The sequence below is a fragment of the Chelatococcus sp. XZ-Ab1 genome, assembly GCF_029309855.1.
In the GTDB taxonomy this organism is placed as follows: domain Bacteria; phylum Pseudomonadota; class Alphaproteobacteria; order Rhizobiales; family Beijerinckiaceae; genus Chelatococcus_A; species Chelatococcus_A sambhunathii.
The window spans coordinates 219,519-236,714 of sequence record NZ_JARKII010000006.1 but is presented as its reverse complement, the minus strand read 5'-3'; the positions used below and the strand labels follow the sequence as shown (position 1 = coordinate 236,714).

The 17,196-nt window shown below is 69.6% G+C and carries 19 protein-coding genes; 3 read left to right on the top strand and 16 right to left on the bottom strand.

Features of this window, described 5'->3' with window-relative positions:
• Window positions 1-3: 3 nt before the first annotated feature.
• The 9 genes from P2T65_RS10805 to P2T65_RS10765 all read right to left on the bottom strand — a co-directional run bounded on the left by P2T65_RS10805 (window position 4) and on the right by P2T65_RS10765 (window position 9,497).
• Complete coding sequence (locus tag P2T65_RS10805; protein WP_055459191.1) at window positions 4-405, bottom strand: type II toxin-antitoxin system VapC family toxin; 402 nt, start codon at window positions 403-405, stop codon at window positions 4-6.
• Window positions 402-671, bottom strand: coding sequence for a type II toxin-antitoxin system VapB family antitoxin (locus P2T65_RS10800; RefSeq protein ID WP_019401460.1), 270 nt, complete (start codon window positions 669-671; stop codon window positions 402-404). The genes P2T65_RS10805 and P2T65_RS10800 overlap by 4 nt, the downstream gene beginning before the upstream one ends.
• A gap of 287 nt (window positions 672-958) precedes the next feature.
• Entirely contained in the window at window positions 959-2,866 is a 1,908-nt protein-coding gene (dxs, locus tag P2T65_RS10795) for a 1-deoxy-D-xylulose-5-phosphate synthase (protein WP_276199766.1), read from the bottom strand.
• A gap of 93 nt (window positions 2,867-2,959) precedes the next feature.
• Window positions 2,960-3,877 (bottom strand): pirin family protein, encoded by a 918-nt coding sequence (locus tag P2T65_RS10790; RefSeq protein ID WP_276199765.1) that lies wholly within the window; start codon window positions 3,875-3,877, stop codon window positions 2,960-2,962.
• 22 nt (window positions 3,878-3,899) lie between these two features.
• Window positions 3,900-4,151: an exodeoxyribonuclease VII small subunit gene (locus P2T65_RS10785; protein ID WP_055459188.1), complete on the bottom strand. Its 252-nt coding sequence runs from the start codon at window positions 4,149-4,151 to the stop codon at window positions 3,900-3,902.
• A 128-nt stretch (window positions 4,152-4,279) separates the two neighbouring features.
• The gene (locus tag P2T65_RS10780; RefSeq protein ID WP_276199764.1) at window positions 4,280-7,165 is read right to left on the bottom strand and encodes a DUF2339 domain-containing protein; all 2,886 of its coding nucleotides are present in this window, start codon (window positions 7,163-7,165) and stop codon (window positions 4,280-4,282) included.
• 115 nt (window positions 7,166-7,280) lie between these two features.
• Window positions 7,281-8,270 carry a hypothetical protein gene (locus tag P2T65_RS10775; RefSeq protein ID WP_055459186.1) on the bottom strand — a complete coding sequence of 330 codons (990 nt, stop codon included), beginning with the start codon at window positions 8,268-8,270 and terminating at the stop codon, window positions 7,281-7,283.
• 6 nt (window positions 8,271-8,276) lie between these two features.
• Complete coding sequence (locus tag P2T65_RS10770) at window positions 8,277-8,792, bottom strand: tyrosine phosphatase family protein (RefSeq protein WP_276199763.1); 516 nt, start codon at window positions 8,790-8,792, stop codon at window positions 8,277-8,279.
• 96 nt (window positions 8,793-8,888) lie between these two features.
• Window positions 8,889-9,497 carry an HD family hydrolase gene (locus tag P2T65_RS10765; RefSeq protein WP_055459184.1) on the bottom strand — a complete coding sequence of 203 codons (609 nt, stop codon included), beginning with the start codon at window positions 9,495-9,497 and terminating at the stop codon, window positions 8,889-8,891.
• 718 nt (window positions 9,498-10,215) lie between these two features.
• Here P2T65_RS10765 and P2T65_RS10760 point away from each other — a divergent pair.
• Window positions 10,216-10,932 (top strand): hypothetical protein, encoded by a 717-nt coding sequence (locus tag P2T65_RS10760; RefSeq protein WP_276199760.1) that lies wholly within the window; start codon window positions 10,216-10,218, stop codon window positions 10,930-10,932.
• 49 nt (window positions 10,933-10,981) lie between these two features.
• Here P2T65_RS10760 and P2T65_RS10755 read toward each other — a convergent pair whose 3' ends face one another.
• The 7 genes from P2T65_RS10755 to pdxH all read right to left on the bottom strand — a co-directional run bounded on the left by P2T65_RS10755 (window position 10,982) and on the right by pdxH (window position 15,310).
• Entirely contained in the window at window positions 10,982-11,605 is a 624-nt protein-coding gene (locus P2T65_RS10755) for a DNA-3-methyladenine glycosylase I (RefSeq protein ID WP_055459182.1), read from the bottom strand.
• Between the two features lie 17 nt (window positions 11,606-11,622).
• Window positions 11,623-12,504: a folate-binding protein gene (locus P2T65_RS10750; RefSeq protein WP_276199759.1), complete on the bottom strand. Its 882-nt coding sequence runs from the start codon at window positions 12,502-12,504 to the stop codon at window positions 11,623-11,625.
• A gap of 91 nt (window positions 12,505-12,595) precedes the next feature.
• The gene (locus P2T65_RS10745) at window positions 12,596-12,853 is read right to left on the bottom strand and encodes a hypothetical protein (protein ID WP_019401472.1); all 258 of its coding nucleotides are present in this window, start codon (window positions 12,851-12,853) and stop codon (window positions 12,596-12,598) included.
• A gap of 176 nt (window positions 12,854-13,029) precedes the next feature.
• Window positions 13,030-13,443, bottom strand: a complete 414-nt coding sequence (locus P2T65_RS10740) for a TIGR02301 family protein (protein ID WP_063189620.1) — start codon at window positions 13,441-13,443, stop codon at window positions 13,030-13,032.
• Window positions 13,440-13,883 (bottom strand): NUDIX hydrolase, encoded by a 444-nt coding sequence (locus tag P2T65_RS10735; RefSeq protein WP_063189622.1) that lies wholly within the window; start codon window positions 13,881-13,883, stop codon window positions 13,440-13,442. Before P2T65_RS10735 ends, P2T65_RS10740 begins: the two co-directional genes overlap by 4 nt.
• 10 nt (window positions 13,884-13,893) lie before the next feature.
• Entirely contained in the window at window positions 13,894-14,649 is a 756-nt protein-coding gene (locus P2T65_RS10730; RefSeq protein WP_055459178.1) for an SDR family oxidoreductase, read from the bottom strand.
• A 46-nt stretch (window positions 14,650-14,695) separates the two neighbouring features.
• The gene (gene pdxH, locus P2T65_RS10725; RefSeq protein ID WP_055459177.1) at window positions 14,696-15,310 is read right to left on the bottom strand and encodes a pyridoxamine 5'-phosphate oxidase; all 615 of its coding nucleotides are present in this window, start codon (window positions 15,308-15,310) and stop codon (window positions 14,696-14,698) included.
• A gap of 89 nt (window positions 15,311-15,399) precedes the next feature.
• Here pdxH and P2T65_RS10720 point away from each other — a divergent pair, with 89 nt between their 5' ends.
• Together P2T65_RS10720 and P2T65_RS10715 are read left to right on the top strand one after the other, a co-directional pair.
• A complete protein-coding gene (locus P2T65_RS10720; protein WP_055459176.1) occupies window positions 15,400-15,849 on the top strand; it encodes an RT0821/Lpp0805 family surface protein in 450 nt (149 codons plus the stop codon).
• Between the two features lie 97 nt (window positions 15,850-15,946).
• Window positions 15,947-16,873, top strand: a complete 927-nt coding sequence (locus P2T65_RS10715; protein WP_276199758.1) for a J domain-containing protein — start codon at window positions 15,947-15,949, stop codon at window positions 16,871-16,873.
• Window positions 16,874-17,196 lie beyond the last annotated feature (323 nt).

Genomic DNA, 17,196 nt, shown 5'->3' with positions numbered 1-17,196 from the left:
AGCTTATGCGGCGAGCGCGGAGCGCACGTCCGTCTGCGAGAAGTCGTTGCCCTTATAGAGCAGAGGCGCGTCGAGCGACATGGCGAGCGCATAGGACGCACAGTCGCCGAGGTTGAGCCGTGCCGGATGGCCGGAGCCGCGGCCGAAGCGACGGTAGGCGTCGCTCGCGAGATTGGACTGAGCCGTATCGAAGGTGTGCAGGACGAGGTTGGCGCTGGTGAGCAGATTGCCGAAGGGGACGAAATAGCGAGCATCGCCTCGCCGCAGCAGGACGACCCGTGTTTCATAGACCGTTACAGCCGAGACGTAGCGGGCGCCGGCGCCATAGAGCGCCAGAGCGAGCGCTTCGGCTTCCGGCTCATTGGTGAGCATGGCGATGAAGGCCGACGTATCGACGACGATCATTCCTGCTCGCCGTCGTCAAGTTCCCCCCACAACTCGTCGAAATCACGTTTTGTGATCTTCGGCAGCGGACCGAGGCGGCGGACATCCTCCTGAATCACGCGCAAAGCGGCCATCTGGCGCGCGATTTCCTTCTCCCGTTCCTCCCGCGCCTGTTCGAGGCGCATCTCGAGCGCCTTGCGCACGGCTTCGGTGATCGTCTCGCCGGTGAGCGCCGCGACCTCGCGGGCGAGACGCTCCGTCTCGGCGGATTTGATGTTGAGGGCCATGGCCGTTTCTTCCTATCTCAGGATAGGAAGAATAGGCGCGCAAGGAAGACGCTACAAGGGTTCTTCCCTCGGCGGCCTGGGCGAGCGGCGCTTGCGACCAAGGACCGGCTTGCGCCTTGGGAGCGCACCGCGCCGGCGCGCCATGCTCGCGCGAGACCGGAATCGGGGACGGCCAGGAAAAGGCCGGCAAGACGGCCGCCTTCGGCGACATCGCGCGCTGGACGCCGGATCGCCTTCCGCTTCGCTTCAGGCGTCCGGCGAACGTGGGCGCTCCAGCCGTCCCGGCCTTACGCCCTCAGCGCCGCCGCATCGGTGCCGAGCGCGGAAAAGACCGTCGCCACGATACCGGCAGCATCGAGGCCGGCCGCGGCATACATCCGCTCCGGCTTGTCGTGGTCGATGAAGACGTCCGGCAGCACCATCGGGCGCACCTTGAGACCGTGGTCGAGCGCGCCGGCGCGGGCGAGCAGATGCAGCACCTGCGTGCCGAAGCCGCCGATGGAGCCTTCCTCCACCGTCACGAGGCATTCGTGCTCGCGGGCGAGGCGCAGCACGAGTTCGGTATCGATCGGCTTGGCGAAACGCGCATCCGCCACGGTGGTGGCAAGGCCTCGCGCCTCAAGTTGCTCCGCCGCCTTGAGGCATTCGGCGAGCCGGGTGCCGAGGGAGAGGAGAGCGACGCGCCCCCCTTCGCGCAGGATGCGTCCGCGGCCGATGACGAGCGGCACCCCGCGCTCGGGCATGTCGATGCCGACGCCCTCGCCGCGCGGATAGCGAAAGGCGATGGGCCCGGCGTCATGGGCCGCGGCCGTCGCCACCATGTGCACGAGTTCGGCCTCGTCCGCCGCGGCCATCATGACCATGTTCGGCACGCAGCCGAGAAAGGCAATGTCGAAGGAGCCGGCGTGGGTCGGCCCGTCGGCGCCGACGAGTCCGGCCCGGTCGAGCGCGAAGCGCACCGGCAGGTTCTGGATGGCGACGTCGTGCACGATCTGGTCGTAGGCGCGCTGCAGGAAGGTGGAATAGATGGCGCAGAAGGGCTTGTAGCCCTCGGCCGCGAGCCCCGCCGCGAAGGTCACGGCATGCTGCTCGGCGATGCCGACGTCGAAGGTGCGTTGCGGAAAGGCCTTGCCGAAGAGGTCGAGCCCCGTGCCGGACGGCATGGCCGCGGTGACGGCCACGATGCGCTCGTCCGCCTCAGCCTCGCGCACGAGGCTCTCGGCGAAGACCTTCGTATAGCTCGGTGCATTGGCCTTCGGCTTCGCCTGCGCGCCGGTGACGACATCGAAGGTGACGACGCCGTGATACTTGTCGGCGGCGGCCTCGGCCGGGGCATAGCCCTTGCCCTTCTGCGTCACGACATGGACGAGGATCGGCCCCGCCTCGGCATCGCGCGCGTTCTTCAGCACCGGCAGCAGATGGTCGAGGTTGTGGCCGTCGATGGGGCCGACATAGTAGAAGCCGAGCTCCTCGAAGAGCGTGCCGCCCGTCCAGAAGCCGCGGGCGAATTCCTCGGCGCGCTGCGCCTTCTCGTAGAAGAACTTCGGCAGCCGCTTGGCGAGCTGCTTGCCGGCCTCGCGCAACGTGCGGTAGGCGCCGCCCGAGACGAGGCGGGCGAGATAGGCTGACATGGCCCCGACCGGCGGGGCGATGGACATGTCGTTGTCGTTGAGGATGACGATGAGCCGCTCGTTCATCGCCCCGGCGTTGTTCATGGCCTCGTAGGCCATGCCGGCCGACATCGCCCCGTCGCCGATGACGGCGACGACGTGGCGCCGCTCGCCCTTGAGGTCGCGCGCCACCGCCATGCCGAGCCCGGCGGAGATGGAGGTGGAGGAATGGGCCGCGCCGAAGGGGTCGTATTCGCTCTCGGCGCGCTTGGTGAAGCCGGACAGGCCGCCGCCCTTGCGCAGGGTGCGGATGCGCTCGCGCCGCCCGGTCAGGATCTTGTGCGGATAGGCCTGGTGGCCGACGTCCCAGATGAGCCGGTCATGCGGCGTCTCGAAGACGTGGTGCAGCGCCACCGTCAGTTCCACCACGCCGAGCCCGGCGCCGAGATGCCCGCCGGTCACCGAGACGGCGTCGATCGTCTCGGCGCGCAACTCGTCCGCGACCTGACGCAGGTCCGTCTCGGGCAGGCGGCGCAGGTCCGCGGGCGTCTTGATGGTATCGAGCAGCGGCGTATCGACGGGCACGGCAATCGTCCTCGCGCGCGGGTGGTACGGGTTGGCTGCAACCGGACATAGGGCCTTGTCCGGCGCGGGTCAAAGGCGCCGCTGCCGCGTCCCTCACATCTCGGGCAGGGGAATGAATTCGTCGTCGCCCGGCACGCCGGCGAAGCGGCCCAGCTTCCAGTCCTCCTTTGCCTCCTCGATGCGCTCCTTGCGCGAGGAGACGAAGTTCCACCAGATGTAGCGCTTGCCGTCCATCGGCGCCCCGCCGAGCATGAGGAAGCGGGCCGGCGTCAGGGCGGTGATGGTGATGGCATCGCCCGGCTTGAAGACGAGCAGGCGGTGAGCCTCGAAACGGTCGCCGGCAATGTCGATCGCGCCCGAGACGGTGTAGATCGCCCGCTCCTCGGCGACCGGATCAAACGGAATGCTGGCACCGGCGGCGAGCGCGACATCAGCATAGACCGCCTCGCTCGCCGTGGCGACGGGCGAGGTCGCGCCGAAGAGCGTGCCGGCGACGATGCGCACGTGCTTGCCCTCGCCGACGATGTCGGGCAGGGCGTTCTCGTCGTAATGGCTGAAGGCGGGGGTATCCTCCTCCCGCTCGGCGGGCAGGGCGACCCAGCTCTGGATGCCGGCGAGGCGTCCGCCGCGGACGCGCTCCTCGAGGCCGGTGCGTTCGGAATGGACGATGCCGCGGCCGGCCGACATCAGGTTCACGGCGCCCGGCCGGATGATCGCCTCGCTGCCGAGGCTGTCGCGGTGCACGATCGCCCCCTCGAAGAGATAGGTGAGGGTGGCAAGGCCGATGTGCGGATGCGGCCACACGTCGAGCCCGTCGCCGACGGCGAAATCGGCCGGCCCCATCTCGTCCCAGAAGATGAAGGGGCCGACCATGCGCCGGCGCACAGTCGGCAAGGCACGGCGCACGGCAAAGCCGCCGATGTCCGACACCCGCGGCACGATCACGAGATCCACCGCATCGCAGGACGGCGCATCGCCGGCCACGGGGTCCTTGCCACGAAGCCAGCTCATTGCCCCCTCCTGTCGTGAAGGATCAGCCCTCGACGTCGAGCGGCTCGCTGCCGGGTTTGCCGTCGGGCCCCATGGTGATCTTCTCGATGCGCGCCTCGGCCTTCTTCAGGAGCGCCTCACAGTGCTTCTTCAGCGCTTCGCCCCGTTCGTAGATCGCGATCGATTCGTCGAGCGGCACATTGCCCTTCTCGAGCCGGTCGACGATCTCCTCGAGTTCCTTGAGCGCGCGCTCGAAGGGCAGGGTCGCGATATCGGACGGCGCGTGGTCGCTCATCGTGATTCCTCGGGGACATGTGCTCCAGATGAGGGTTATCGCGTTCCCTCCGGCGCGAGGCAACCCCATCAGGGTTGAAGCAGCCCAAGGTTGCACGCCGAAGATGGGTTCCCCTTCCGCCGAAGGCTTCACGAAAGCGTGTCATCGGCGACCGGTATGCCGGCGCCGCCCCGGCGCAGCAGCTTCTGGTAGGCGAGGCCGATGCCGACGAGCACCAGGCCGAGGCCGATGAAGGACAGGGCCCGGAGCACGCCCTCGAGACTCGACAGGTCGACGACGAAGACCTTGACGACCGCGATGAGGATATAGGGCGCCGAGGCCAGGCGCGCGAAGCGCCAGTTGCGCCACAGCCCGACGGCGAGGATGGCGACGCCGATGACGACGAGCGCGGCGGAATAGGTCCACAGCTCGGCCTCGCCCATCTGGCGCCAGAGGCCGATCTGCGGCCCCTGGAAGAGGAAGCGGATGATGTTGATGGTAAAGGCGAGGTGCAGGAGCAGCGCCAGCGCCAGCGCGCTGCGCACGTACCAGGTCGGCCGGTGCGCCCGCGCGAGCCAGGCGAGGCCGGCGGCGATGACGGCCGGCACGAGATAGGCGAGGACGAGCGTGTTGAAGACGGCGCCGCCGAGGACGGGCTCGTCCGTGAACAACGGGTTTTCGGCGAGGAGGAGCCCGAAGCCGGCGACGATGAGCGTCAGCACGCCGAAGGCGAGCCCGGCGAAGTGGTAGACCGGATCGGCACGGTGCAACTCGAGCCGCATCAGCACGATCGAGAAGGCAAGGCCCGCCGTCGCCATGAGCCCCATCTCGACGAAGCCGGAATCGGGCGCGAAGGGATCGCCGCCGTGCAGCGCGTGGCGGATCTCGAAGAAGACCAGCAGGGCGCAGAACAGGATGGCGAGACTCTCGCACAACTGCGTCACCCGGTCCCGCCCGCTCATGGCGAGCACCCGGGCGGCCAGCGCGAAGGCGAGCGCGGGCACGCCATAGCCCCACAGCAGCCAGTTGAAGATCGGCGTGGTGCCGAGGGCGTCGCCCGCGATGGCCGGGTCCCAGACGACACGGCCGAGGACGAGGAGGCCGGTGGCACCGACCGCGTAGCGCAGCACCGGCACCGCGATACGCTGGGAGACGAAGGCCGTGCCGAGTGTGGACAGGGCGAAGGCAACGGTGAGCATGCCCTTTTCGAGCGCGAAGGTGAGGCCGAGCGCCAGGGCCGCGAGCGCAGCCGCCGCCATCGCCCCCGTGCCGAGCGCCGCGACCGGCCGGGCTTCGCCGCCATCCCCGTGCAGCAGCCGGGCGGCACCCGTGAAGAGAAGCGCAAGGACGGCCGCGGCAAGCGCGAAGGGCACGCTCGTATCGAAGGCGGTGACGCGCCAGTAGGCGATGACGAGCAGGGCGAGGACGCCGGTGGTGCCGGCCGCCGCATGGCACGCCGCCGCGACGAGCGGTAGGTCTTCGCCGCGCATGAGACGCCGCACGGCTGCCGCAAGGAGCGCCGCCCCCGCCGCGATGGCGAAGGCGAGATAGAGGCTGAGGGCCGCCGGCTGCTCGCCGGGCGCGAGCGCGGGGCCACCGGGCAGGGAGGCGCCGCCGGGGTCGAGCATGGCGAGGCGCGCGACGGGCCAGAAGGCGAGGCAGCCCGCCGCGACGAGGGCCGCGATCAGGCCCGCGCCGGCCGCTGCGGCATAGGTGAAGCCGGTGGCAAGGAGGATGGCGACCATCGCGCCCGAGAAGGTCGCCCGCCCGCCGCCCCCGGCGAGATCGCCCGCGAGAATGGCGAGCGCGCCGAAGGCGCTGAGCACGGCGAGGGCCGGAATGTCGAGCGGCCAGGTCCAGAAGGGCGGGTCCGCCTTGGGCTCGGCCGGCGCGGCCCCTTCGGCATCACCGCCGTCCTCGCCGGTTTCGGCCGGAGGCTCTCCCTCCGTCTCGGCTGCGGCCACATCCGCCGGGAGGGGAAGGGCGCCGCCGTGCGGCAGCGCGACGAGGAACACGACCGCGAGCACGGTCTGCGCCAGCACCAGCACCATGGCGGGCAGGGCGTCGGCGTTGCCGACCGTGGACACGACGAGCCAGCCCCACAGCAGGGCGCCGCCCGCTGCCGAATACGCCAGCCACCGCCACAGACGCAGCCGCGCGAGGCCATAGGCCGCCGCGACCACGGCGACGAGATAGATCACCACCGGCCACGGCTGCGGATCGTCGCTCGTGACGAGGAGCGGCGCCGCAAGTGCGCCGAGAAGGCCGAGGGCGGCGAGCGCCGGCCCGTGCAGGGCGGCTGCGACCATGGTCGCGACGCCGATGAGGCCGAGCAGCGCGAAGGCGAAGGCCGGGCCGATGAAGCCGTAGAGCGCATGGGCGGCATAGACGCTGGCGAAGGCCGTCATGGTGCCGGCGGCAGTCAGCACGCTCGGCACATGCGCGGTGACGACGCCTCCGGTGGAAAGGGTGGACGCCTCCCCGGCATGCTCGCGCCGTCGCAGCCACTCGCCGCCCGCGATCAGCGTTAGCGCCGTGGCGAGGCCGGCGAAGATACGCGCGGCCGGCCCGAAATAGCCCTCCTCGATGGAATAGCGCACGAGCAGGACGCCGCCGAGCGCCAGAGCGACGCCGCCGACCCACACGGCCCAGCGGGAGCCAAGCCGCTCCTCGAGCCCGGCCTGTGGCGCAGCCGTGGCAGCGGCTGCGGGCGCCAGATGGGGAGCGGGTTCTTCCGCAGGCTCTTCCGGCACGAGCGGACCTTCGGGTTCGGTCGCCGGCTCGGGACGCGGCGCGACTTGCGCCTTTTCTTCCGGGGCGGGGGCTGGCTGTTCCGTGCCGGAGAAGGCGTCGCCGGAGACAACCGGCACCATGATCCCGGCTTCGGCGAGCTTCAGTTCCAGCGCCGCCAGCCGTGCCTCGAGGGCCGACGTGCGGCCGCGTAGCCCGAGCGCCATGAAGAAGCCGGCAATGGCGGCAACAGGTACCGCAAGCGCGATCAGAACGATGAGCGCAATGATCGAATCGTCGCCCACGGCGGTCCCCCCGGAAAGATCGGTGCACTTTGCCGCGGGATGGTCGTCGATGCAAAGCAAGGCTCGCTGTGCGCAGGCGCACCTCAGGCCAGGCGGCGCGTATGCCGCTTCCGGGTCAGGCCCGCGTGCCGAGGCGCAGGCCCGGCGCCGGTCGCTCCTGCAGCACCTCCCGGCGGAAGCGGAAGAGCGCGGCGGGGCGCCCGGCCGTCGGCATCATCTCGCCGGTGGGTTCGACGAGGGAGGTCGCCTCGACGAGGCGGCGGAAGTTCTGCTTGTGCAGGTGCCGGCCGGTGATAGCCTCGACGCTCGTCTGCAGGGCCGTCAGGGTGAAGCGCTCTGGCATCAGCTCGAAGACGACGGGGCGGTACTTGAGCTTGGCTCTGAGACGGCTGATGGCCGTTGCGAGGATGCGCCGGTGGTCGTAGGCAAGCGGCCTGCCGAGCGGCGGCAGGCTGGCGCGCGCCAGTGCCGCGGGCCGGCCGTCGCGCGCCGCCTCGGCGACGAGCCCGGCCTCGTAGAGGAGTTCGTAGCGCTCCAGCGCCTTTTCCTCATCCCACGGGCTGCCGTCGCAGCCGAAGCACAGGCGCAGCCGCTCCTCGCGCGTGAGTGCTCTGATCTGGCCGTCGTCGGCATGCGGCGTCCGGGCCCATTCCTTGAGCTGCGGCAGAATGTGCGCTGCCAGGATGGCGGGCGGACCGGTGCGCCAATCCTCCCACGGGAAGAAATCGTACCAGGGCATGAAGCCGGCGTCGCCTGCAGGTGCTGCCGTGCCGGCGAGCCCTCGGGTGAGTGCGAGATAGCCGACGGAGACGACGTGTGGGCCGATATCGCCGGCAGCCGCGCTGCGCCCCCGATCGCCGAAGGTGTAGAGCTGCTCGACATAGCCCAGCGCCAGGCCCGTCTGCTCCCGCACCCAGGCGCGCAGGCCGACCTCGAAGGTGCGGTGGGCCAGGGGATCGAACGGCCCCGCCGGCAGGGCCGGCATCTCCGCGTCCGGACGATGCGCGACGAGGATCTGCGGCATGTCGCCCTCGACGGCCACGATGGCTGCGGCGAGGCCGATCTCGATGGCAGGCCGCGGGCGGGGAGGGCTGGCCTCGGTCATGACGGTTCAGCGGTCGAGGAGGAGGGCGAAGGGTGTGCCCTCGAAGGCATCCACGCCGCGGCCGATGGCGGCCACGGCCTCGCTCATCCGGCCGCGCCGGCCCAGCAGTTTGTCGGCCGCCGCCACCAGCCGGGCGTTGGGCGTCGCACTCGGCGCCGCCTGGCGCAGGCGCTCGGCGAGGAGAAACTCGTCGAGGTCGGGCCGCAGCGCGCACAGGCCGATATAGGCCGCGGCGGTGGAGCGGCTGATGCCGGCATAGCAATGCACGACCATGGGCCTTGCCCGGTCCCAGCCGCGCACGAAGCCGATGACCTGCCGGGCGTGCTCCTCGCCGGGCAGAATGTGCCCCTCCATCGCCTCAACGATGTCACTGACGCCGATGAAGAGGTGCCGCTCGGGCTGGATGCCGTCCGGCCGCGGGACGGGCGTCGCGGCATTGATCAGGGTCAGCACGTGGCTCGCGCGCACGGCAGCGACCGTTTCGGCGAGGCGCGAGAGGGGGCATACGTGAAGGGCCGGCATCGTCGTCGAACCTCCGCAAACGCTCCCCGATCTCCAGAACGATAGTGGGGCGATTCGATGACGGCGACGATACTGAGCTGTGGACCGGCGCAGTGATCAGGGCGAGGGAGCAAGGGCGTTGAAGCGGGCGAGAAACCGCGTCTCCGCCTCTCCGGCGGACCAGGGCGCGAGCAGGGCATCGATCGCCGGCGGCAATGGCGCCGGACGGCCGAAGAAGGTCAGCGCCTCCTCCCGGGCAAAGCCGGCAAGGCGCGTCGCCTCGAGGAAGGCGGCAATCCTGTCGGCGCGCTTCGTTACCCGCACGAGGGCCGCGGGCGTGGTCGCCGGCAGGCCGAAGCGCAGGTGGATCGCTGCTGCCAGCCGGTGCTCCACCTCCTTGTAATTGCCGCCGAGCACCGCCTTGAAGGGCGAGATCATGTCGCCGATGACATATTCCGGCGCGTCGTGCAGGAGCACGACGAGGCGCGCCCGGGCGTCGAGCTCCGGATAGACGTGCCCAGCGATCGCATCGACCAGAAGCGAATGCTGCGCGACCGAGAAGATGTGGGGACCGACGGTCTGCCCGTTCCAGCGCGCGACGCGGGCAAGGCCGTGGGCGATGTCCTCGATCTCGACATCGAGCGGGGAGGGGTCGAGCAGGTCGAGCCGCCGCCCGGACAGCATGCGCTGCCAGGCGCGCGGGGGCTTGGCTGGCTTGCCGCTCATCGCCCACCACGTGCTGCGGGCACGCATTCCACGGTCGGGCTGGCCGGAGAAAACGCTCGCGACAATCCGTGCAACAGGGATCTCCTCTTCCTTGCCGTCAGGCATGCCGAAACAGGCCGGAACCGCTCGGCTCGCTCCCTACCTAGCACCATGAGGCATGCGGGCAAGACGCCGGCGGCGGCATGGCGGCGGCGCTCGGCCTCGAAGGCGGACGAGAGGGCGCCGTTTGCCACCGACCGCGACGCACATTGCGAGGCGCGAATAGAAAATTATTGTAATCGTCCCGCCACTACTTTGCGTATGAACCTGATCAACCCGAGAATTGATATATCAGGGCGGTCAAGGCCGCTCGATGTGGCGCCTATGCTTCAATTCCCATAAGCAATGGTGCCTTTATTCTCTTCTCGGGGAGAGCGGGGTCGCGCGAAGAAGCAGCGATCAGGCGAGAAACATAATGAAACTTTCAGAGATGCGTTTCCGTGGCTCGTCGCCGCGGACGATCGAATTCGTCCCCACGATGCAGGTGCTCCTGCCGAGAAGAGAGGGAATAGGGATTCGGGCAATCGCGCTCAGGTATCTTGTCGTGTCGGTCGCGATTTTATCCTGCTTGAGCCCCGGGGAATCCCGCGCGCAACTCGCCTGCACCAACGGCGCAAACTATTCATGCGAGCCGCCATCCAAGAACGGCCTCACACTCACGGCGAATCCCGATTCCATCGTGGCCGATGAGAACATGGTATTGCGCGGCGGCGGGTCGGGACAGCCCGTGCGCAACTATTTCGTCGGCAACGCCGACAACGCCAACCAGGCGAACGTCTGGATCGGCGATGCCGGCCACACGGATTCGACCACGACGATCTATGCCAACCACTTCGCTGTCGGGGACAGCACGACCTCGGCCTCCGGCGCCAATGCGGCGGCCATCGGGCCGGGCGCGGTGGCGAGCGAGGCCGATGCGCTGGCATTCGGCGCCGGTTCGCAAGCGACGGCGGAAGGAGCGGTCGCGCTCGGCGCCGGCTCGGCGGCCGACCAGGCCAATACCGTGTCGGTCGGCGCGGTCGGGAACGAGCGGCGCATCGTCCATGTCGCGGCGGGCGTCGACCGCACGGATGCGGTCAATGTCGGCCAGTTGCGGGATGTGGAAACGGCGTTGAACGAGCGCATGGACATCCTTCAGGGGATCGTGCTCGAGACGCGCAGGGAAGCCCGCCAGGGCGTCGCCGCTGCCATCGCCATGACGACCGCGCCCATGCCGTCCGCGCCCGGGCGCGCGAGTTGGGCTATGAACCTCGCCACCTTCAAGGGCGAATATGCCTTCGGCGGCTCTCTGGCCTATCGCTTCGACGCACCGGTCCCCATCGCCCTGACCGCCGGCTATGCCTATGGCGGCGGCAAGTCCCACGCCGCGCGCGTCGGCCTGCAGGGGGAGTTCTAGGGCGACGGCAGCCCGGCGGCCGCTCCTGGCGGTGCGTCGGGCGGGCCGCTCACCGCGTGTCGCGGGCGAGCGCGGCGCATTCCTCGCGACGATAGCAGCCGACGAGATGGTCGTTCACCATGCCTACCGCCTGCATGAAGGCATAGACGATGGTGGGGCCGCAGAAATTGAAGCCGGCCTGTTTCAGCGCCTTCGACATCGCCCGTGATTCTGCCGTCTCGGCCGGCACCTGGGCCATGGCGGAGAAGCTGTTCTGCCGCGCCCGTCCGTCGAGGAAGCCCCACAGGAAATTGCTGAAGCCGTCGCGCTCCATGATGGCGAGCCAGGCGCGGGCGCTCTGCACGGTGCCGGCGATCTTGGCCCGGTTGCGCACGATGCCGGCGTCCTGCATCAGCGCCGCGAGCTTCGCTTCGTCATAGCGCACGATGGCCGCGGGATCGAAGCCGTCGAAGGCTCTGCGGAAATTGTCACGCTTGCGCAGGATGGTGATCCACGACAGGCCGGCCTGGAAGCCGTCGAGGATCAGCTTTTCGAAGAGCGCGCGGTCGTCATACTCCGGCACGCCCCACTCGGTGTCGTGGTAGGTGACGTAGAGCGGGTCGACGCCCGGCCAGCGGCAGCGCCATTTTCCGTCCTCGTGCAGGATGAGATCCGCCTTCGCCACGTCGTTCATGGCCCCCTCCGTCACCGTCATCCCCGCGCCGGGTCAGGAGCCGATTCGCCGGGGAAGGCGAAGGTGGCGAATCCCGGCTTCTCGAGGGTGAGGGCGAGGCCGCCGGCGGTCGGCGTCAGGCCCGCGGCGAGCGCATCCGCCACGCGGTCGAGCCGCAGCATGGCGAGGCCGCGCCCGCGGGCGCAGGAGCCGACGTGGCCGAGCGTCTTCTCGCCCGCGACGACCGCGGCCCCGTCCTCCGGCACGAATCCCCCGGTGAAGACGACGGGTACGATGCGCGTGCGGGCGGTGCCGCGGTGCTGCATGCGCGACACCACCTCCTGGCCGACATAGCAGCCCTTGTCGAAGGACACGCCGCCGAGCTGGTCCATCAGCACCTCGTGCGGGAAGGCTTCGCCATAGGTGAAATCCTTGCCGCCCTCCGGCACGCCCGCCGCGATGCGCATGGCGTGGTAGTCGGCGAGCGCTGCCTCACCGAAGGCCTCGATGTCCGCCCGTGGGCCGATGGCACGTCGCCCGAGAGCGGTGAGGCGCGGGTCTTCGTAGACCTGGCCAGGCGCCGCTGTCTCGTCGCCCCACAGGGCGGCGACGGCGAGCGCCTCGCTTTCGTCGGCGATGATCACCTTGGCGCGCAGCTTGTAGAAGGCGAGGCGCTTGACGAGGTCGTGCGTGAGCGCCCGCGGCGCATCAAGCAGATAGCCGCCGCCGTCACCCTCCGGCACGGCGAGGACGAGAAAGTCGAAAAGAATCTTGCCCTGCGGCGTCAGCAGCGCCGCCCACCGGGCCGTTCCGGGCGCAAGATCCGCGACGGCGCTGGTGACGATGCCGTCGAGGAAGCTGCGGGCGTCCTCGCCCGTCACCCTGACGACGCCCCTGTCCGGCAGAAAAGTCCTCGGCATTCAGCCCTCCGTCCGATCTCGCTCGAGAGATAGGGGGAGGGCGTGCACCGCTCAACCCGGTTTCGAGAGGATGCCCGTCAGGCCGGACGCATCAGTGCTTGCTGGCGGTGGAAAAGGCGCCGCCGCGGATGCGCTCCGGCAGGCGCTCCGCAAAATCCGCCACCGCTTCCTCGCCATAGGTGCTCACGAGTTCCTGAAAGGCGGCGAACAGCGCGGCATGGGCCACGCAGTCTCCGTCGAGGCCGTCGAGCTGCGCCTCGGCGAAGGCCTCGCTCAGATAGGTGAGCGCAGCGCGCTTCTCCTCGGCGGCCCCGAGGAAGTCGTCATCGTGCTGGTTGAATTCGTCCATGTTCCTGCCGTTACGCAACCCGTGGCGCGCTGCCGCCTGTCCACCCACTCTAGCAGCCGCGGGCCGGCACTCTAGCGGCTTCTTTACGCGAGGTTAACAGCGCGGAGAAAATGCCTGCAATCCACAGGGGACATGGCTGGGCGCGGGATCGCGCCCGGCGGCGGCAGCATCACGCCTCACTGGCCGAAGCGCGTCGCCAGGGTGCGCGTCAGGCGCTGGCCCTCGGCGACGTGCAGAGCGCGCGCCGCCCGCGCCGCATCGGTGCAGCGCCGATAGGTCAGGGCGTAGCTGCGATAGCCGCGATTGTAGGCGCCGGCGAGGCGTTCGCGCCGCTGCGGGCTCGCGCCTTCGGCATCGAGCAGGTCCGTCATGCGCTCGCGCCATTGCTGCGCATCGGCTTCTTCGCACAATCCATCGATGAAGGTGAGCACGCCCAGCACACGGGCGAGGCGCTGCATGTCGGCATCGTAGGGTGGGGGCGTCTCTACGCCGCTCTCCGGCTGCGCTGCGGGCGGCAGCGTCTGGGAGAAGGTGGCCGTGGCGAGGCTTGCTGCGATGGCGGCGCAGGCGGCGAGCGCGACCGTTTTCATCGCGGCCCCCCGTCGAGAACGGCGGCGGCCCGGGTGACGATGGCGGCAAGACCGGGTGTCGTCCACAACTGCGCCACCTCGTCCGGCAGGGCCCAGCGCACCGCGCCTGCTTCAGGACCGGGGGTCGGTTCGCCGGCGCGCCAGCGGGCAGCGAAGGCGGCGATGACGAAATGATGCACGACGCCGGTCGCGTCCCGCTCGATGATCTCGACATGGTCGACGAAGGCGGCGATCTCGGCCTCGACGCCCACCTCCTCGCGCAGTTCCCGGAGCGCGGCCTCGTGGAGGCTCTCTCCCGGCTCGACGAGCCCGCCTGGCAGGCTCCAGCACGCCTCCATCGGCGGGCGGCCCCGCGTCGCGATCAGCACCCGCCCGTCGCGGAAGGTCGCGACGCTCGCGGCGAGGAAGGGGCGGGCCGGATAGCGGCGGTCTTCGGGCATGCCGAGCGCTCTAGACGTGCTGGCCGCCGTTGATGTGCAACTCGGCACCGTTCACGTAGGAGGAAGCCTCCGTGCACAGGAAGTAGATGGCCTTGGCCACCTCGTCAGGCGTGCCGAGGCGGCGCAGCGGGATCTGCTCAACGAGCTTCTCCGTGCCGGGCGACAGGATGGCGGTGTCGATCTCGCCCGGCGAGATGGCGTTGACGCGGATGCCGCGCGGGCCGAAATCCGCTGCCATCTCCCGCGTCAGTCCGGCGAGCGCCGCCTTGGACGTGGCATAGGCGGCCCCGGCGAAGGGGTGGACGCGCGAGCCGGCGATGGAGGTGACATTGACGACGGAGCCGCGCGTGCGGGCGAGCTCCTCCACGAGGCCGCGCGCCAGCATGATGGGGGCGAAGAAATTCACCTGGAAGACCTGCTTCCAGTCCTCGAGGCGCGTGTCCATGGTGCCGAGCCGCGAGCCGCCCGGCCCCTTCGGCGAGATGCCGGCATTGTTGACGAGCGCGTGCAGTACGGCGCCCTCGGGCTCGAGGCGGCGCTTGATCTCCTCGATCGCTTCCACGGTGTTCTCGGGATCGGCGAGATCGACCTGGATGTGGTCTTCAGGGCCCATCTCCCACGGACATTCCTCCGGAAAGGAGTGGCGCGAGCAGGTGATGACCCGCCAGCCGGCGGCGGAGAAGCGCTTGACCGTCGCATGGCCGATGCCACGGCTCGCCCCGGTCAGGAGCATCACGCGCCGGGTCGCATTGGTGGATGGGGGCATGGCGGTTCGTCCTGCTGGTGATCGGGGCGTCGAAGGGGCTCGCCCCTCAGGGATATAGGCGCTCGCGCTGCCACGCGCCATCGGGCGCCGGCCGGTGGAAGCGGATGCGATCGTGCAGGCGGAAGGGCCGGTCCTGCCAGAATTCGATCGCCACCGGCCGTACGCGGAAGCCGCGCCAGTAGTCGGGGCGCGGGATCTCGCCGACGCCGAACTTGGCCGTGTAGACGGCAACCGCCTTCTCGAGCGCGAAACGGCTCTCGAGCGGGCGGGACTGCTGCGAGGCCCAGGCGCCGATGCGGCTGCCGCGCGGGCGCGAGGCGAAATAGGCGTCCGCCTCGGCATCGGTGACGTTCTCCACCGGGCCGCGCACGCGCACCTGCCGGCGCAGGCTCTTCCAGTGGAAGAGGAGGGCGGCCTTCGGCACCGCGGCGAGCTCGCGCCCCTTGGCGCTCTCGGCATTGGTATAGAAGACGAAGCCCTGCCCGTCGAAGCCCTTCAGCAGCACCATGCGCGCGTCCGGCAGGCCGTCCGCGTCCACCGTGGCGAGCGCCATGGCGTTGGGATCGTTCGGCTCGCTCGCCGTCGCGTCCTCCAGCCAGCGGGCGAAGAGCGCGAAGGGATCGGTTTCGTTGGCGAAGTCACCGCTCGTTAACGCTTCCACGGCTTAAATTCCTGACGGATTCGAATGGATCGGCGAGGCGGCTCGTGACCCGGGGCGATATGCGCAGCTCTTATAAGAGAACAGCGTCGTTGTGCGAAGGCATTCACGCGGGTCGTGGCGTCGCACGCGCTGCCGCGCTCGTGGCGGCACTGGCTGCGGGCGGCTGCAGCATTTCCTTTCCGCTCGGCTCCCTCGTTGGCGAGGACGTGGCGACGACGAGTTCGGTCGCGCCCGCGCCATCGCCTCTCTCGCCCGAGCTGACGGCGGAGGACTGGCGTCGCGCCAGAAGCGCTCTCGAGGTCGCGCTCGACCCCTTCGGCAACGGCACCAGCGCCTCCTGGGATAATCCGGAAACCGGCGTCAAGGGGGCCTTCCTGCCGCTCGGGCAACCCTATGTGAAGGACGGCGACGTGTGCCGCGCCTTCCTCGCCGACCTGTCGCTGCAGGTCGGCGCGCAAGCCATGCAGGGCACCGCCTGCCGGCCGTCCGGCGGCGGCTGGTCCATCACCGAGGTGAAACCCTGGCGCAAGCCCGCCTGAGGCTCCCGGAATCGCGCAATAACCGTTGCAGCCGTGCAACAGTTGCCCCATATGGGAGGGGATTGGTTGCGGTGCCCCGCTCCCTGACGGAATATCCATGCGCGATCCATACAGCATTCTCGGTATTGCCAGATCGGCGAGCGACGCGGAGGTCAAGAAGGCGTTCCGCAAGCTCGCCAAGGCCTATCATCCCGACCAGAACAAGGATGATCCCAAGGCGAAGGAGAAGTTCGCCGAGGTCAATGCCGCCTACGAGATCCTCGGCGACAAGGCGAAGCGTGCCCAGTTCGACCGCGGTGAGATCGACGCGGAGGGCAAGCCGCGTTTCCAGGGTTTCGACGGGTTCTCGGGCGCAGGCGCCGGGCGCGGCCAGCACGGCGGTTTCGACTTCCGCCGCTCCGGCGCCGGCGCCGGTTTCGACCCGCAGGACTTTTTCTCGGACCTTTTCGGCGAGGCGATGCGCAATGCCGGCCGCACGGCCGGCGCGGGTCGCGGCCGGACCCATCATCCGCGCGGCGAGGACGTGAAGGCCGACATCACCGTCACGCTCGAGGAGGCGGTTCATGGCGGCAAGCGGCGTATCAACTTCACCACCGGCCGCGAGGTCGAGGTCAACCTGCCCAAGGGTGTCAGCGACGGCAAGACCATCCGCCTGCGCGGCCTCGGCGAGCCGAGCCCCTTCGGCGGCGAGCCGGGCGATGTCCTGCTCACGGTCCATGTCGCGCCACATCCGCAGTTCCGGGTTGAGGGCAAGAACCTGCGCCTGCGCCTTCCGGTGCCGCTGGCCGATGCGGTGCTCGGCGCCAAGGTGCGCGTGCCGACCCTCGATGGCGCCGTCAGCATGACGATTCCACCGATGTCGAGCGGCGGCAAGAGCTTCCGCCTGCGCGGCAAGGGCATCCCTCAGAAGGACGGCCCGGGCGACCTTATCGTCACGCTCGACATCATCCTGCCGGATGCCGCCGACCCGGCGCTCGACGCGCTCATGCGCAAGTGGCGCGAGGCGGCCTCGGCCAAGGGCTGAGCGGTACGGGCAAGCCTTCGGCTCGGCTTTTTGTGCTGATTCCCGGCTCTCGCCCGCGCTTCGCGCACGACAGTCGGGAAGCGAGGTCGTTCGCCGAGAGGACCTCGTTGCTCGAACAGACGCGGCAAAGCGGGACGGGAGGCCGTGCCCAGCTTGAAAACCCGCCGGTGCCCGTAGGCATCGCCACTTCTCCTGGCCACCCGAATCAGTTCGGCGGGTGCTGCCCGCGGCTCTGCCGCTTATGCCCAGGCGAAAGGCTTGTCACATCGAAGTGGCGCGCCGAGGCTTCCGTCCGCCGTCGCTCTCGGCTAATGATGCGCGTC

What these genes read in the sequence shown, in the direction of transcription:
- P2T65_RS10715 (WP_276199758.1), top strand. Translation starts at nt 15,947, where the DNA reads ATGCGCGATCCATACAGCATTCTCGGTATTGCCAGATCGGCGAGCGAC.
- P2T65_RS10790 (WP_276199765.1), bottom strand. Translation starts at nt 3,877, where the DNA reads ATGAGCTGGCTTCGTGGCAAGGACCCCGTGGCCGGCGATGCGCCGTCC.
- P2T65_RS10750 (WP_276199759.1), bottom strand. Translation starts at nt 12,504, where the DNA reads ATGCCGAGGACTTTTCTGCCGGACAGGGGCGTCGTCAGGGTGACGGGC.
- P2T65_RS10745 (WP_019401472.1), bottom strand. Translation starts at nt 12,853, where the DNA reads ATGGACGAATTCAACCAGCACGATGACGACTTCCTCGGGGCCGCCGAG.
- P2T65_RS10740 (WP_063189620.1), bottom strand. Translation starts at nt 13,443, where the DNA reads ATGAAAACGGTCGCGCTCGCCGCCTGCGCCGCCATCGCAGCAAGCCTC.
- P2T65_RS10730 (WP_055459178.1), bottom strand. Translation starts at nt 14,649, where the DNA reads ATGCCCCCATCCACCAATGCGACCCGGCGCGTGATGCTCCTGACCGGG.
- P2T65_RS10800 (WP_019401460.1), bottom strand. Translation starts at nt 671, where the DNA reads ATGGCCCTCAACATCAAATCCGCCGAGACGGAGCGTCTCGCCCGCGAG.
- P2T65_RS10735 (WP_063189622.1), bottom strand. Translation starts at nt 13,883, where the DNA reads ATGCCCGAAGACCGCCGCTATCCGGCCCGCCCCTTCCTCGCCGCGAGC.
- P2T65_RS10765 (WP_055459184.1), bottom strand. Translation starts at nt 9,497, where the DNA reads ATGAGCGGCAAGCCAGCCAAGCCCCCGCGCGCCTGGCAGCGCATGCTG.
- P2T65_RS10775 (WP_055459186.1), bottom strand. Translation starts at nt 8,270, where the DNA reads ATGACCGAGGCCAGCCCTCCCCGCCCGCGGCCTGCCATCGAGATCGGC.
- P2T65_RS10785 (WP_055459188.1), bottom strand. Translation starts at nt 4,151, where the DNA reads ATGAGCGACCACGCGCCGTCCGATATCGCGACCCTGCCCTTCGAGCGC.
- P2T65_RS10805 (WP_055459191.1), bottom strand. Translation starts at nt 405, where the DNA reads ATGATCGTCGTCGATACGTCGGCCTTCATCGCCATGCTCACCAATGAG.
- P2T65_RS10755 (WP_055459182.1), bottom strand. Translation starts at nt 11,605, where the DNA reads ATGAACGACGTGGCGAAGGCGGATCTCATCCTGCACGAGGACGGAAAA.
- P2T65_RS10770 (WP_276199763.1), bottom strand. Translation starts at nt 8,792, where the DNA reads ATGCCGGCCCTTCACGTATGCCCCCTCTCGCGCCTCGCCGAAACGGTC.